Source organism: Rhodococcus sp. ACPA1 (assembly GCF_002300195.1).
In the GTDB taxonomy this organism is placed as follows: domain Bacteria; phylum Actinomycetota; class Actinomycetes; order Mycobacteriales; family Mycobacteriaceae; genus Rhodococcus_F; species Rhodococcus_F opacus.
Genome location: NZ_NSDX01000011.1, coordinates 240,081 through 254,319 on the forward strand (window position 1 = coordinate 240,081; position 14,239 = coordinate 254,319).

A 14,239-nucleotide genomic window follows, 5' to 3' on the forward strand; every position below is an offset into this window, starting at 1 on the left:
TCACAACCCCAGATACGTCTTGAGTTCGAACGGCGTCACGTGGCTCCGGTACTCCTCCCACTCGCGACGCTTGTTGCGCAGGAAGAAGTCGAACACGTGCTCGCCGAGTGCTTCGGCCACCAACTCCGACTTCTCCATCTCACGCAGCGCGCCGTCGAGGTTGCCGGGCAGTTCCCGGTAGCCCATGGCGCGGCGCTCGGCCGACGTCAACGCCCACACGTCGTCCTCGGCCTCCGGCGGAAGTTCGTAGCCCTTCTCGATTCCGCGCAGACCGGCGGCGAGGAGCACCGCGAACGTCAGGTACGGGTTGCAGGCCGAATCTGGGCTCCGGATCTCGACGCGCCGCGAGGACGCCTTGTTCGGCGTGTACATCGGGACGCGGACCAGCGCCGACCGGTTGGACGGGCCCCAGGACGCCGCCGTCGGGGCCTCGCCGCCGTGGATCAGACGCTTGTAGGAGTTGACCCACTGGTTGGTGACGGCGCTGATCTCGTTGGCGTGCTCGAGGATGCCGGCGATGAACGCCTTACCGGTCTCCGACAACTGCATCGGATCGTCCGGGTTGTGGAAGGCGTTGGTGTCGCCCTCGAACAGGCTCATGTGGGTGTGCATCGCCGAGCCGGCCTGATCGCTGAACGGCTTCGGCATGAACGTGGCGCGCACGCCCTCGGCGATCGCGACCTCCTTGACGACGTATCGGAACGTCATCACGTTGTCGGCCATCGACAGGGCGTCCGCGTACCGCAGGTCGATCTCCTGCTGGCCGGGAGCCGCTTCGTGGTGGCTGAACTCGACGGAGATGCCCATCGACTCGAGTGCGTCGATCGCGTGCCGGCGGAAGTTGGGAGCGGAGTCGTGGACGGCCTGGTCGAAGTAGCCGCCGGAGTCGGCGGGCTTCGGCGGCGTGCCGTCGATAGGCCCGTTCTCCAGGAGGAAGAACTCGATCTCGGGGTGCACGTAGCAGCTGAAGCCCAGATCGCTCGCCTTGTTCAGCTGACGGCGCAGCACGTGCCGCGAATCCGCCCAGGAGGGGGAACCGTCGGGCATGGCTATGTCGCAGAACATGCGGGCGGAGTGCTGGTGCCCCTTGCTCGAACTCCACGGCAGCACCTGGAAGGTGGACGCGTCCGGCTTCGCGACCGTGTCCGCCTCGGACACCCGGGAGAAGCCCTCGATCGCGGATCCGTCGAACCCGATGCCTTCCTCGAAGGCGCCTTCCAGTTCCGCGGGGGCGATCGCCACCGATTTCAGGTATCCGAGAACGTCCGTGAACCACAATCGGACGAACCGAATGTCGCGCTCTTCGAGGGTGCGAAGCACGAATTCCTTTTGGCGATCCATGTCCGCGAGAGTAAGCAAAGTTCGTTAAATCTGTGTTACTTCGTTGATTCGACTATGCCGGATTCCGCATCGTGCCAGCGTGCGGGCACCTCGGACGACCCCGTCACATGCGTGGGTCAGCACGTCAGGTCCGCGGGCGGCGCCGCGAGGTCGACGAGATAGTCCGAGACGGCGTCGTCGACGCACGCCTCGCCGTCGAGAACGACGGTGTGCTGAGTGCCCCGGTACGTGACGAGCGAGCCGTTCATCTGCTTCGCCAGATCCACGCCCGCCTGGTACGGCGTCGCCGGGTCCTCGGTCGTCGACACGACGACGACCGGCGGGATCCCGGGCGCCGACACGGTGTGCGGCGAGCCCGTGTTCGGCGCGGGCCAGAACGCGCAGACGTCCAGCGGCGCGCTGCCGGTGCCGCGACCGTCGTCGAGGAACGGCGCCGCCTGGCGGTACCGCACGTCCGCCTCCCCGACGGCCGCGCGGTCGGTGACGGGCGGATCGTCCATGCAGCGGATGGAATTGAAGGCGTCGTTGAGGTTGGAGTACGTGCCGTCGTCGGCGCGCCCCTCGTACAGATCGGCCAGCATCAGCAGCGAATCGCCCGTCCCCGTCTGCAGGCTCTCCAGGCCTCCGCGGAGCGGGCCCCACAGATTCGGCGAGTACAGGGCCTGCTGGACGCCGGTGATCGCATCGGTGTAGCTGAGTCCGCGCGGGTCGGTGGTCGCGGCCGGCTTGGCGATCAGCGGGTCGACGAGCGCCCGGAACCTCGCGTCCGCCTGTGCCGGGTCGGTGCCGAGCGGGCAGTCCGGTTGCTGGATGCAGTCCGCGGCGAACGCGTCGAACGCGGACTGGAATCCGGCCGCCTGCAGGATCACTTCCTCCGTCGGGTCCTGCTCCGGGTCGAGGGCACCGTCGAGGACCATCGCGCGCACGTTTCCCGGGAACGTCTCCGCGTACGTCGAGCCGAGCCGGGTGCCGTACGAGTAGCCGAGGTAGTTGAGCTTCTCGTCACCGAGCACCGACCGGATGACGTCCATGTCGCGCACCACGTCGTACGTTCCGACGTGGGCAAGGACGTCGACGCCGGTCCGCTCCGCACACTTGTCCGCGTACTCACGGTTCTCGGCCTCCGTCTGCGCGATTCCGGCGGGACTCATGTCGACGTCGTCGTCCTTGCGCCGCGCGTCCACCTCCGGCGGGGTCAGGCAGCTCACCTGCGGCGTGGACGCGCCGACGCCGCGCGGATCGAAACCGATGACGTCGAACCGCTCCGCGATGTCGGTGCCGTCGGCCACGGACGCCAGCCCGATACCCGACGCCCCCGGGCCACCGGGGTTCACGAGGAGCGATCCGACCTTGTCGCCGGTCGCCTTCGACCGGGAGACGGCGATCTGTGCGGTGGCGCCCCCGGGGTTCGCGTAGTCGTTCGGCACGGTCACCTTCGCGCAGTCGAGAGTGTCGCCGAGCGGAGACCCGTCCGTGCTGTAGCCCTCGCACGACCCCCACTGCACCTGCTGCGTGTAGAACTCCTCGAGCCCGGCGGGGATCGGTCCGGCCGGGGCCGCCTCGGCCGCCGACGGTTCGGCGACGGCCTCGCCGGCGTCCGGTCCGCCTCCCGCACAGCCTGCGACGACAAGGACGACGGCGACGCACCCCGCGAACGCGGCCGGTACCCGAGCACTCTTCGACATAGGACGATCGTGCCAGGGGTTCTGCGCCGGCAGGCCTTCCCGCAGGTCAGAGGACAGACGGTGGGTGTGACCTATTGCACCCGCGCGAGCCCTTCGCTCCCCCGCGGGCCGGTGGCAGACTGTAGGCGTCATCACCCGCACCCGGGGACCCGTCAAGGGCCTCGAGGCCAGAAAGGGACAACGATGTCCGATAGCAAGTCGTCCGCGAGCACGTCAGAAGATCGGCTCTACGGATCAGCACCATCGCACGACGTTCCCAAGCGCAAGACCCGAACCCACCACCTTCAGGCCATGAAGGCCGAGGGCGAACGCTGGGCGATGCTCACCGCCTACGACTACTCCAGCGCCCGCATCTTCGAGGAAGCCGGGATTCCCGTTCTCCTCGTCGGCGACTCGGCCGCCAACGTCGTCTACGGATACGAGACCACCGTCCCGGTCACGATTGACGAACTTCTCCCTCTCGTTCGCGGCGTCGTCCGCGGTGCGCCGCACGCTCTCGTGGTGGCGGACCTCCCGTTCGGCAGCTACGAGAGCTCCCCGGAGCAGGCCCTCGCGTCCGCGACCCGGTTCATGAAGGAAGGGCTCGCCCACGCGGTCAAGCTCGAGGGCGGCGAGCGCGTCGCGCCGCAGATCGCCGCCATCACCGCGGCAGGCATCCCCGTCATGGCCCACGTCGGGTTCACCCCGCAGAGCGTGAACTCGCTCGGCGGTTTCCGCGTACAGGGCCGCGGCGACGCCGCCGAACAGTTGGTCGCCGACGCGATCGCCGTGCAGGAGGCCGGCGCGTTCTCCGTCGTCATGGAGATGGTGCCCGCCGAGATCGCAGGCCAGGTCACCCGCAAGCTCACCATCCCCACCGTAGGCATCGGCGCGGGCGTCGAGTGTGACGCCCAGGTCCTCGTGTGGCAGGACATGGCCGGCTACACCAGCGGCAAGACGGCGAAGTTCGTCAAGCGCTTCGGTAACGTCGGTGACGAGTTGCGTAACGCGGCCGCCGCATACGCGACCGAGGTACGCGCCGGAACGTTCCCGGCGGAAGAGCACAGCTTCTAGGTCGTCCTCGACTCACCGGGCCGGCACACACTCGAGGGGGATGTTCATGGGACAGCGACGCGTGCAGGGCACCGGACGTCGTCACCGCCTGGCCGTGATGGTGGCCGCGGCGGTGGCGGCCGCGGCGGTCGTCACGGGGTGTGCCGGACCGCCCCCCGCACCCGCGCCCGGCTCCACCGCGCCCCCAGCACCGGCCACCACGGCGGTTCCCGGCACCGCACTGGTGGCGGGTGGCGTCACCGAGGCGCAGGCCGCCCAGCTGTGCACCGACCTCGAAGGTCAGTTGCAGAGTTGGCGCACCTACACGCCGACCATCGGCAAGACCGGCTTGAACGGTCTGGTCGGCACGTGGATCGCGAAGAACAACCTCAACGCGCTCGACTTCCTGCAGGACCGGGGCCGGATCGACGTCATCACGACGGCGGCCTGCCCCGGCATCCGGCAGGAAGCGGTGACCGCACTGGTGATCCCCGACCTGGCGTCCGGCCTGATCGGGTTCTGAGGCCGACGTGACCCAGCTGCGCACCCTGTACCCGCCGCTCGAGCCGTACCAGTTCGGGCATCTCGACGTCGGCGACGGTCAGCAGATGTACTGGGAGCAGAGCGGCAACCCCGACGGGAAGCCGGTCGTGTTCCTCCACGGCGGGCCCGGGGGCGGCACCGATCCCGCGCAACGACAGTTCTTCGACCCGCAGGTGTACCGGATCGTGCTGCTCGACCAGCGCGGATGCGGACGCTCCACACCCCACGTCGCCGACGGGGCCGATCTGTCGGTCAACACCACCCACCGTCTCCTCGGCGATGTGGAGTTGCTGCGCAGCCATCTCGATATCGACCGGTGGCAGGTCTTCGGCGGGTCGTGGGGCTCCACGTTGGCTCTCGCCTACGCCCAGAAGCATCCCGATCGGGTCACCGAGCTGGTGTTGCGTGGCATCTTCCTGCTGCGTCGCAGCGAGATCGACTGGTACTACAACGGCGGTGCCGGACATCTGTTCCCCGAACTGTGGGAGGAGTTCCTGGCGCCGGTGCCGGAGTCGGAGCGGGGCGGCGACCTCGTCGAGGCCTACCACCGGCTGCTGCAATCCGACGATCCCGACGTCGCGACGCGGGCCGCGGTCGCGTGGTCCACGTGGGAGGGCGCGACGAGTTCGCTGCTCCCCAAACCGGAACGAGTGGTGGAGACGTCCCAGCCGAGGTTCGCGCTGGCCTTCGCCCGCATCGAGAACCATTACTTCCACAACCGCGGGTTCCTGGACGAGGGTCAGCTTCTCCGGGACGCCGCCGCACTGGACGGCATTCCGGGCGTGATCGTGCAGGGACGCTACGACGTGGTGTGCCCGGCGACCAGCGCGTGGGCGCTGCACCGGGCCTGGCCGGGTTCGCGACTCGAGATCGTCGACGACGCGGGACACTCGGCGATGGAGCCGGGCATCGTGCATCACCTCGTCGAGGCAACGGACCGGTTCCGCGACTGACGCGCTATGCGGGGTAACCGAACTCGACGGTCCGCTTCGCGACGTCGGCGGAGACGAGCCTGATTTTCACCTGTTCGCCCTCGGCGGGGTCGCCCACGCATTTCGCCATCACGGACACGGACGGGACGAACACGTCCGCGGTGCGCTTGCCGTTCCGTGACCGCAGCACGGTCGCGTCGAATGTCTCGCCCACCCGGTCGGCGAGCACGGTCGCTTCGGTGAGGTCGATGCAGGCGCGGTCGATCTTGCTCGCGAGGGAATCCGAGCCGACCATGATCTCGGGCATCGAGCCCAGGGCGTCCCGCGCCCAGGACGGCACCGGCGTTCCGGCGGTGACGGCGAGGCACACCTCCGTGGAGTACCGGTCCGAGAGCCGGCGCAGCGGCGCGGTCACGTGGGCGTACGGGGCGCCGATGGCGGCGTGCGTGGTCAATTCGGGCAGGGCGCCGTCGAACGCCGCGTAGTCGGCGCCCCGCAGCAGCGACGGCGCCTCGGTCATCAGCACCAGCGTCGACGCCGAATTCGGGTCGAGCCGCGCCAGGAGTTCACCGACGCCGACGCTCTCCGGCCAGTCGATCCCCAATGCCGACGCCGTGCGTCGCAGCGCCTCGACCGCGTCCGGTCCGGCGGGCGGCAAGGTGCGGAGCAGCCCGACCTTCGCATCGAGCATCATGGCCGCGGCGCACATTCCGGTGAGGAGCGAGACTTCGGCGTTCCAGTCGTCGGCCTCGGTGCGGGGCGCGAGGTCGACGCGCCAGCCGTCGCCGTCCGGCACCACTTCCTGCTCGGGGAGCCGGAGTTCGATCGCTCCGCGCGCCACCGCCGCCGCCGTGCGGAGCCGGCCGAACTCCGGAAGCGACGCGATGGACGGATGCAGTCGTCCCGCCTCCGAATCGGCTTGCACACCGGCGTAGTCCAGCCGTGCCACGGAACGCACCGTCGCACGGGACACCGTGCAGGACAAGGGTCTGGCCGACTCGTCGAGTTCGATCCGCCACACCACCGCCGGGCGGTCCTCGTCGGGGAGGAGACTCGCGGATCCCTCCGAGAGTTCCTTGGGGTGCAGCGGCACCTTGCCGTCGGGGAGGTAGAACGTCTGCCCGCGTTTGCGGGTTTCCACGTCGAGCACTCCACCGGGCTCCACGACGGCGCCGACGTCCGCGATCGCGTAGTGCAGGACGAATCCGTCGCGTGTCCGGTCGAGGTGCAACGCCTGATCGAGGTCCAGGGAATCGGGCGGATCGATGGTGACGAACGCCAGATCGGTGCGGTCCTCCCGCTCGGACGCGTACCGGTCGGACGCCGCCCGCGCCTGTGCGACCGCCGCGGGCGGATATCCCTCCGGCAGGTGGAATTCGGTACGCACGGCGCCGAAATCGATTCCGCGCGCGACGAAACGACTCATCGGTACCTCACGCGCACCCTCTCCGCAACGCTATTTGTTCCACTCCTCGTCTGCCCGGTCCGCCGCCTTGTTCCGCTCCGCGGCGATCTGCAGCGCCTTCTCAGCGGACGCGCGATCGGGGTACGGGCCCATCCGGGACATCGACGATGCCGCCTTCCCCTGCGTGACCGTGCCGTCCTCGACGTTGTAGTACCAGAGATGATCTTCGTCAGTCATGCCCTCAGTGTGGCACCGGTGGGACGTGTGGGGTTGTGGATCACGCTCAGACTGTTACCCTCGGAGTCCTGTCCGGTGATATGGTCCCCGGCGCCGGTCATTGCGGTGCCGATGGCTCGCCTTCCCGGCGCAGTGCCCGAACAGAGAATGGAGCGAGCATGTCAACGATCATTTTTGATCAGCTACTTCCCTACCTCGGTGCCGAAGGCGCCACCTACTGGGCCCAACTGCTGATGGTCGATCCCGTCTGACGGCTATCGATCAGTCGATACTTCGAAGCCCCCGCCGGACCTGTCCGGCGGGGGCTTCGTCGTGAGCGGGCAGGCACGTCCGCGACACATTCGTGACGATTCTCCGGACGCTTCGCCCTGCTCCGGGGACTGCACGTCTCTAGGCTGACCTGATGGCAGTGAATCCAGCGATCGAGGGTCGTGTCTATCCGCCGACCGAGCCCTACCTCGTCGGCCGCGAGAAGATCAGGGAATTCGCCCGCGCCGTCTTTGCCACCAACCCGACGTCGTTCGACGTCGGCAGCGCCCGCGCCGCCGGTCACGCCGATCTCGTTGCCCCACCCACGTTTCCCGTCATCGTGCAGGAACGCGCATTGGCGCAGCTCGTTGCCGATCCGACGTCGGGAATCGAGCCGGTCAATCTGGTGCACAGTACCGAACACGCCACGTCCATCCGCCCGGTCGTCGCGGGCGACGAACTCTCCGCCGTGCTCACCGTCACGAACGTGACGTCACGCGGTCCGCACACGCTGCTCGTCGCCGACATCGAGATCCTCGACGCCGCAGGCGATCACGTGAGCACCATGACGTCGACCCTCTTCGTCAGGGGGGAGGAATGACGTCGCCGGGGCGAATCATGCTCGGCGACACCGTCGCCAAGGCCCGATATCACGTGACCCGGGAATCCCTGGTTCGCTATGCCGGGGCGTCCGGCGATTTCAACTCCATTCACTACCGGGACGACGTCGCGGACGCCGTGGGCCTGCCCGGTGTGCTCGCGCACGGAATGCTGACGCTGGGACTGGCGACGCAGTGCGTCGTCGACTGGCTCGGCGACCCGGCACGGGTCACCGGATACCGCGCCCGCTTCACCAAGCCGGTGATCGTCGCCCCGGACGACGGCGCGGTCGTCGAGGTCGTCGCGAAGGCCGCACAGGTCGACGAGGCCGCGGGCACCGCGAGGATCGACCTGACCGTGACGTTCGACGGACACACCGTGCTCGGCAAGTCACAAGTCTGGATTTCACTGCGCTGAGCGCGCCCGACATACTGGGCCGATGATCGGTGTCGTGGTGACCGCGTTCGCGGTGCTCGGGCTCCTGACCGTCATTCCGGGCCCGGACATGGCGGTGGTGACGCGCGCCGGCCTGTCCGGAGGACGCGGCGCCGCGCTGCGGGCGACGTTCGGCGTGGTCACCGGGTTGATGGTGTGGGGCGCGCTGACCGTCGTCGGGCTCGGCGCGGTGCTCGCCGCCTCCGCGGAGGCGTACACCGTCGTGAAGATCGTCGGCGGGATGTACCTGGTGTATCTGGGCCTCTCCACCCTCTGGCGCAGCCGGTCGCGACAACGCACCGCCGCGACCGTAGCGGCACAGGTTCCGTCGCCGGGGTCGAGTTGGCGGGCCGGGTTCCTGACCAACCTCCTGAACCCGAAGATCGCGGTGTTCTACACCGGCCTGCTCCCCCAGCTCGTTCCGCCCGGGTGGCCGACCGCCCCGACCCTGGCGTTGCTCGTGCTCGTTCACGGGCTCCTCGGGATCGTCTGGCTGGGCGCGTACAGCCTTCTGCTGACCCGTGCGCGCACCACGCTGGAGAAGCCGTCGGTGCGACGGGTCCTGGATCGGATCACCGGAACGGTCCTCTTCGGTTTCGGCGCCGTCGTCGTCGCCGAAGCGCGGTAGGGCCGAGGTCAGTTCCGGGAGTCGCTGGAAGTCGCCGAGCTGCCGCCGAGCAGAATCGTGCTGATCAGATTCGGGTCGTCGGTCATCGGGACGTGCCCTATGCCGGGCAGGACCAGTATCCGCGCCTGCGGGAAGAATCGGCGCACCCGCCGTGCCTGATACACCGGCAGAATCAGGTCGCGTCGCCCCCACGCCACGGTGACCGGAACCGTCGCGTCGACGACCGGCGGGAGATCGAACGAGGCCGTCATCCCCTTGTCGACCAGAGCGTTGGTGGTGAGCGAGTGCGCGTCGATCACGGCATCCTCGTACGGCACCCGGCTGGGCCGCGCGAAGAAGGCGGCAAGCGAGGGGTAGCGGACAGCCTTGTATCGCAAAGCCTTCGGAGCATTCGGACCCAACGCCCGGGCGAATCCGCGCAGCGCCCGGAACGTGTAGATGGTGCGGGCCTGATCGGCGCGGTTGACGAAGAAGCCGGCCGGTGAGAGCGCCGTGGCCGAGGCGACCTCGCCCCGGGCCGCCAGCGCGAGGGACAGCCAGCCTCCGAGCGAGTTTCCGGCGACGTGCGGCCGTTCGCCGGGCGGCGTCACCGAGCGGACGAACCCGCTCAGTTCCTCGAGGAGTTGATCCATCATGTCCGGGCCGTCTTCGAGTGCGGCCGATTCTCCGTGTCCCGGCAGGTCGACGGTGACCACCCGGCGATAGGGCGTCAACTGGTCGAGCAGGGCGTTCCAGGCCTGCCGGCGATGCACCACCCCGTGCACGAGTATCAGAGTGGGGCCGGAGCCGGCGATGTCGTGGGGCAAGTCCATGGACAGATGTTACCGCTATCACGAGTTACATCTACTACCTCCGATAGAGGGGCCCCATCGCCCACGGACATGGGCGACGGGCCCCGGCATCGACCCCGATTCGGGTCAGTCGGGCCGTTGCGGGAAAGATGCTAACCGGTCTGTTTGTTACTCGCCAGTCAGGGTCGAGACCTCCGTGACTGGCGCACGGGTGAGGCGGACGAGTTGGCGTATAAGCCGGATCCTGTCCCCGAACGCCGAAGCGCCGGGTGGCGACCATCCATCTGGGCACACCGTCGCCGGGTACCTCGAGCGGTTCACCCGCAGGCTCGGGCGAGCAGCCCTCGAACACCTGCGCAGCCGCACCGGGATCCCGGAGGATCCGGTGCGGCCTTCAACCTTGCTCCGGGCGGGGTTTACCTAGCCACCCCGGTCACCCGGGGTGCTGGTGCGCTCTTACCGCACCGTTTCACCCTGACCGACGCCTCGCCCCGGAGGATGTGGCGTCGGCGGTCTGTTTTCTGTGGCACTGTCCCGCGAGTCACCTCGGGTTGCCGTTAACAACCGCCCTGCTCTGTGGAGTCCGGACTTTCCTCGACTCAGGGCCTGTGCACTGATGTGCTGGTTCCCTGTGCCGCGGTCGCCCGGCCAACTCGTCCGCCCGATCAGCCTACAGTTCGCGCGAACGTGTCATGCCGCCGCACTATGGTCTGTTCATGACCCGATACGCCGCCCTCCTGCGCGGTATCAATGTGGGCGGCATCAACATCAAGATGGCCGACCTCCGCAACACCTTCGCCGATCTGGGATTCGAGAACGTGAAGACCGTTCTCGCGTCGGGCAACGTGCTGTTCGATTCCGACCGTGACGACGTCCCCGCACTGAAGAGTGAGATCGAATCCGGGCTGCGTGCCGAATTCCACTACGAAGCCTGGGTTTTCGTCCTCGACCTCGACACGGTCCGGAAGATCGTCGACGACTACCCGTTCGACCCCGAGCGAGAAGGCTGGCACCCGTACGTGCTGGTGACGCCCGAACCCGAGGTCCTGGACACACTTCTGAGCATCCGGGACGAGCTGGATCCGGAGGTCGAACGAGTGCAGGCCGGCGCCGGCGTCCTGTACTGGGAAGTCGAACGGGGTATGACGCTCAAGAGCAGGTTCGGCAAGAGCACCGGCGCCCCCAAGCTCAAGGCGTTCACCACGACCCGGAATCTGCGCACCCTCCACAAACTCCTGAAGTGACCCGTCGGTGACAGTTCTGGCGGTGGCGCTCGTCGCCGGAGTCCTCGTCTTCGCGGTCGTGCGTCCACGCAGGCTGCCCGAGATCGTCGCGGCCGCACCGGCCGCGGTCGTCGTCCTCGCCACCGGTCTGGTGACGCCGTCGGAGGCCTGGGACGAGGTGTCGGAGATGGCCCCGACCGTCGGGTTCCTGGCGGCGATCCTCGTCCTTGCGCACCTGGCGGACGCCATGGGGGTGTTCACCTGGATCGCGGGCCGGTTGCGGCGCGGGGCGCGGGGGGATCCGAAGAGGTTGCTGACCCTCGTGTTCGGGGCGGCGGCGCTGACCACCGCGGTGCTGAGTCTCGATGCCACGGTGGTCCTGCTGACACCGGCGGTGATAGCCACAGCCCGCTCGCTGCGGATGGATCCGCGCCCCCATTCGTATGCCACCGCGCACCTGTCGAACACTGCGTCGACCCTGCTGCCCGTCTCCAACCTGACGAACCTCATCGCGTTCTCGGCGACCGGGTTGACCTTCCTGCATTTCACCGCCGTGATGGCGCTGCCGTGGGCCGTGGCGATCGTCGTCGAACTGGTCCTGTTCCGCGTGTTCTTCCGGCGTCACCTCGTCCGGCCCGAAGCCGAGCCGGAGCCGAAACGTGACCCGCCGGCGCCGGTAGTCGCACTGTCGATCATCGCGGCCACACTCCTGGGGTTCGCGGTGTCCGGCTTCGTCGGGGTCGCACCGGCGTGGGTGGCCGCGGCGGGGGCGATCGTGCTGGGCGTCGTCGCCCTGCGCGACGGCCGGACCAGCCTGGGCCGGATCGTGTATTCGATCGACGTGTGGTTCTGCGGGTTCGTCCTGATCCTCGGCGTCGTCGTGGCCGGGGTCGCGAACGGTCCGATCGGCGAATGGATCGCCACGCGGCTGCCAGCCGACACGTCGTTCACGGCACTGCTCACGATGGCCGTCGTCGCCGCGGTCGCCGCGAACCTGGTGAACAACCTCCCCGCCACGCTGCTCCTGCTGGCAGCGCTCGGACCGCACGCTCCGACGGCACTCGTGCTGGCGATGCTGCTCGGTGTGAACCTCGGCCCCAACCTCACGTACGTGGGGTCGCTGGCGATCATGCTGTGGCGGCGCGTCGCCGCGCGCGCCGGATCTCCCGCAGATCTCCGGACGTTCACGATTCTCGCGCTGGTGACCACGCCGTTGACCCTGCTCGCCGCGGTCGTTGCCCTCTGGGCCTGTGAGTACTTGTCAACCGCGGGCGGTTGACAAGTACTCACAGGTGGGAGGTGTCGTTGACCAGGCGGACGGACGAGCCGCCGTCGGGATAGAACTCGGCGATGCTCAGCGAGGCCAGATCCAGATGCAGCTTGTACAGCAGGGACGGTCCTGCGTCGAGCGCCAACTGCAACAGGGTCTTGATGGGGGTCACGTGGGTGACCACAAGGATCGTGGAGCCGGCATAGGAGGCGGTGAGGTCGTCGCGGACCTTCAGGATGCGCTCCCGCACCTCGTCGAAGCTCTCCCCCGCGGGCGGGCACACCGACGTGTCCGACAACCACTTGCGGTGCAGTTCGGGGTCGCGGTCGGCGGCTTCCCGGAACGTGAGGCCCTCCCACTCGCCGAAGTCGGTTTCGGTGAGGCCCTCGTGCACGGTGACCGGGAGTCCGAGCACCTTCGCCGCCGCCGCCGCGGTCTGCTGCGCGCGTCCCAGCGGGGACGACACCACGGCCGCGATTCCGTTGTTGCCTGCGAAGCGGGCGGCCGCGCCGTTCGCCTGGGCCTGCCCGATCTCGGTGAGGGCCGGGTTCCCGCGACCCGAGTACCGCCGGTCGACGGACAGCGCGGTCTGCCCGTGCCGGAGCAGCAGCATCCGGGTCGGGGCGCCCGTTGTGTCCATCCAGCCCGGTGCCGCGGGGGTGGCCTTCTCCGACTGGACCGCGGCCGGTTCCGGTTCGGCGTCGGAATTGCCGGCGGCGCCGTCCATGGCTTCGTTGGCGAGGCGGTCGGCGTGCGCGTTCTCCGCCCGCGGAATCCAGGTGTACGTCACAGAATCGAACTGCCGGGCGAGTGTGGACGCCTGGCGCTGCAGCGGAATCATGTCCGGGTGCTTCACCTTCCAGCGCCCGGACATCTGCTCGACCACCAGTTTGGAGTCCATCCGCACGTCCACCTCGGACGCGCCGAGTTCGGCGGCGGCATCGAGACCGGCGATCAGGCCCCGGTACTCGGCGACGTTGTTGGTGGCGATCCCGAGGCTCTCCTTGCGCTCCGCGAGAACGGAGCCGTGGGTGGCGTCGAACACCACGGCGCCGTAGCCGGCGGGTCCGGGATTGCCGCGCGAACCACCGTCGGCCTCGACGACGACCCGACCGGCACTCACAGACCCGACTCCTTCGTGCGCACCAGGATCGCGCCGCATTCCGAGCAGCGCACGACGACGTCGGGTGCGGTGGCGGTGATGCGGGAGATCTCGCCGCGGTCGAGTTCGATGCGGCACGCTCCGCAGCGCCGGGCCTGCAGCAGCGCCGCTCCGACACCGTTCGGGCTGCGCTGCTTCTCGTAGACGGCGATCAGGTCGGCGGGGAACTGGTCGGCCAGCGCCGTGCGGTCGCGGATGCAGCGCTGCTCGGCGGCGTCCAGATCCGCCACGGCGTCGTCCCGGCGGCGGGCGGCGTCGATGAGGTCTTCCTCGATCTGCGACAACTGCGCACCGGCGTGGTCGTGGTCGGACTGCGACGCCTCGCGCCGTTCCATCACCTCGAGCAGTTCGTCCTCGAGGAGGCCCTGACGGCGGACGAGGCTGCCGAGTTCGTGTTCGAGTTCGGTGAGCTGCTTCGATCCGACCGTTCCGCTCTGGAGCAGGGTGCGGTCGCGGTCCTCGCGCTGACGGACGGCGTCGACCTCACCTTCGAGCTTGCGGATGTCGCGGTCGAGATCGTCGAGGACGATTTCGACGGCCACGGCCGCGTCCTTACGGGTGACGCGCTCCGCCTCGAGCCGCTCGACTTCCTGACGCTCCGGAAGCGCGGTGCGTCGGTGGGCGATCCTCGACAGCTCCGCATCGACGCCGGCGAGGTCGAGAAGCTTGGACTGCACCTGTGGTTCGACGTTCACGCGTGGTAACT

Annotated in this window: 15 protein-coding genes and 1 other RNA gene; 8 read left to right on the forward strand and 8 right to left on the reverse strand. The window is 68.6% G+C overall.

Translation table 11 applies throughout. The features are described from left to right. Both glnA and CJ177_RS37475 read right to left on the reverse strand, forming a co-directional pair. Positions 1 to 1,341, reverse strand: coding sequence for a type I glutamate--ammonia ligase (glnA, locus tag CJ177_RS37470; protein ID WP_005247775.1), 1,341 nt, complete (start codon positions 1,339 to 1,341; stop codon positions 1 to 3). A 116-nt stretch (positions 1,342 to 1,457) separates the two neighbouring features. Next, positions 1,458 to 3,026, reverse strand: coding sequence for an alpha/beta hydrolase (locus tag CJ177_RS37475; protein ID WP_095870153.1), 1,569 nt, complete (start codon positions 3,024 to 3,026; stop codon positions 1,458 to 1,460). A gap of 183 nt (positions 3,027 to 3,209) precedes the next feature. On the opposite strand from CJ177_RS37475, the gene panB reads away from it, so the two are divergent. The 3 genes from panB to pip are packed head-to-tail and all read left to right on the forward strand — an operon-like array spanning position 3,210 to position 5,554. Continuing rightward, positions 3,210 to 4,079: a 3-methyl-2-oxobutanoate hydroxymethyltransferase gene (gene panB, locus CJ177_RS37480; RefSeq protein ID WP_005247779.1), complete on the forward strand. Its 870-nt coding sequence runs from the start codon at positions 3,210 to 3,212 to the stop codon at positions 4,077 to 4,079. A gap of 40 nt (positions 4,080 to 4,119) precedes the next feature. Next, a complete protein-coding gene (locus CJ177_RS37485) occupies positions 4,120 to 4,581 on the forward strand; it encodes a hypothetical protein (protein WP_095870154.1) in 462 nt (153 codons plus the stop codon). A 7-nt stretch (positions 4,582 to 4,588) separates the two neighbouring features. Then, positions 4,589 to 5,554: a prolyl aminopeptidase gene (pip, locus tag CJ177_RS37490; protein ID WP_061044174.1), complete on the forward strand. Its 966-nt coding sequence runs from the start codon at positions 4,589 to 4,591 to the stop codon at positions 5,552 to 5,554. Between the two features lie 4 nt (positions 5,555 to 5,558). Here the strand turns inward: pip and CJ177_RS37495 are convergent, their stop codons facing one another. Then, positions 5,559 to 6,959, reverse strand: a complete 1,401-nt coding sequence (locus CJ177_RS37495; RefSeq protein WP_005247783.1) for an RNB domain-containing ribonuclease — start codon at positions 6,957 to 6,959, stop codon at positions 5,559 to 5,561. A 30-nt stretch (positions 6,960 to 6,989) separates the two neighbouring features. Further along, a complete protein-coding gene (locus CJ177_RS37500) occupies positions 6,990 to 7,175 on the reverse strand; it encodes a hypothetical protein (protein WP_005247785.1) in 186 nt (61 codons plus the stop codon). Between the two features lie 403 nt (positions 7,176 to 7,578). Between CJ177_RS37500 and CJ177_RS37510 the strand changes: the two genes are divergently transcribed. The 3 genes from CJ177_RS37510 to CJ177_RS37520 are packed head-to-tail and all read left to right on the forward strand — an operon-like array spanning position 7,579 to position 9,087. Then, positions 7,579 to 8,025, forward strand: a complete 447-nt coding sequence (locus CJ177_RS37510) for a MaoC family dehydratase N-terminal domain-containing protein (protein ID WP_005254263.1) — start codon at positions 7,579 to 7,581, stop codon at positions 8,023 to 8,025. Further along, positions 8,022 to 8,441, forward strand: a complete 420-nt coding sequence (locus tag CJ177_RS37515; protein ID WP_005247790.1) for a MaoC/PaaZ C-terminal domain-containing protein — start codon at positions 8,022 to 8,024, stop codon at positions 8,439 to 8,441. The genes CJ177_RS37510 and CJ177_RS37515 overlap by 4 nt, the downstream gene beginning before the upstream one ends. Positions 8,442 to 8,463: 22 nt before the next feature. Then, on the forward strand, positions 8,464 to 9,087 hold the full coding sequence (locus CJ177_RS37520; RefSeq protein ID WP_005247792.1) for a LysE family translocator: 624 nt from the start codon (positions 8,464 to 8,466) through the stop codon (positions 9,085 to 9,087). A gap of 8 nt (positions 9,088 to 9,095) precedes the next feature. On the opposite strand, the gene CJ177_RS37525 is transcribed toward CJ177_RS37520, so the two are convergent. Together CJ177_RS37525 and rnpB are read right to left on the reverse strand one after the other, a co-directional pair. Next, on the reverse strand, positions 9,096 to 9,899 hold the full coding sequence (locus CJ177_RS37525) for an alpha/beta fold hydrolase (RefSeq protein ID WP_025432902.1): 804 nt from the start codon (positions 9,897 to 9,899) through the stop codon (positions 9,096 to 9,098). Positions 9,900 to 10,095: 196 nt separating this feature from the next. Further along, an RNA gene (gene rnpB, locus CJ177_RS37530) (RNase P RNA component class A) lies at positions 10,096 to 10,534 on the reverse strand. A 60-nt stretch (positions 10,535 to 10,594) separates the two neighbouring features. Here rnpB and CJ177_RS37535 point away from each other — a divergent pair. Beyond that, complete coding sequence (locus CJ177_RS37535; RefSeq protein WP_025432903.1) at positions 10,595 to 11,122, forward strand: DUF1697 domain-containing protein; 528 nt, start codon at positions 10,595 to 10,597, stop codon at positions 11,120 to 11,122. Positions 11,123 to 11,129: 7 nt separating this feature from the next. Continuing rightward, a complete protein-coding gene (locus CJ177_RS37540; protein ID WP_025432904.1) occupies positions 11,130 to 12,380 on the forward strand; it encodes an SLC13 family permease in 1,251 nt (416 codons plus the stop codon). Between the two features lie 7 nt (positions 12,381 to 12,387). On the opposite strand, the gene CJ177_RS37545 is transcribed toward CJ177_RS37540, so the two are convergent. Both CJ177_RS37545 and CJ177_RS37550 read right to left on the reverse strand, forming a co-directional pair. Continuing rightward, positions 12,388 to 13,494 (reverse strand): bifunctional RNase H/acid phosphatase, encoded by a 1,107-nt coding sequence (locus tag CJ177_RS37545; protein ID WP_005247800.1) that lies wholly within the window; start codon positions 13,492 to 13,494, stop codon positions 12,388 to 12,390. After that, positions 13,491 to 14,228: a zinc ribbon domain-containing protein gene (locus CJ177_RS37550; protein ID WP_095870155.1), complete on the reverse strand. Its 738-nt coding sequence runs from the start codon at positions 14,226 to 14,228 to the stop codon at positions 13,491 to 13,493. The genes CJ177_RS37545 and CJ177_RS37550 overlap by 4 nt, the downstream gene beginning before the upstream one ends. Positions 14,229 to 14,239: the final 11 nt, after the last annotated feature.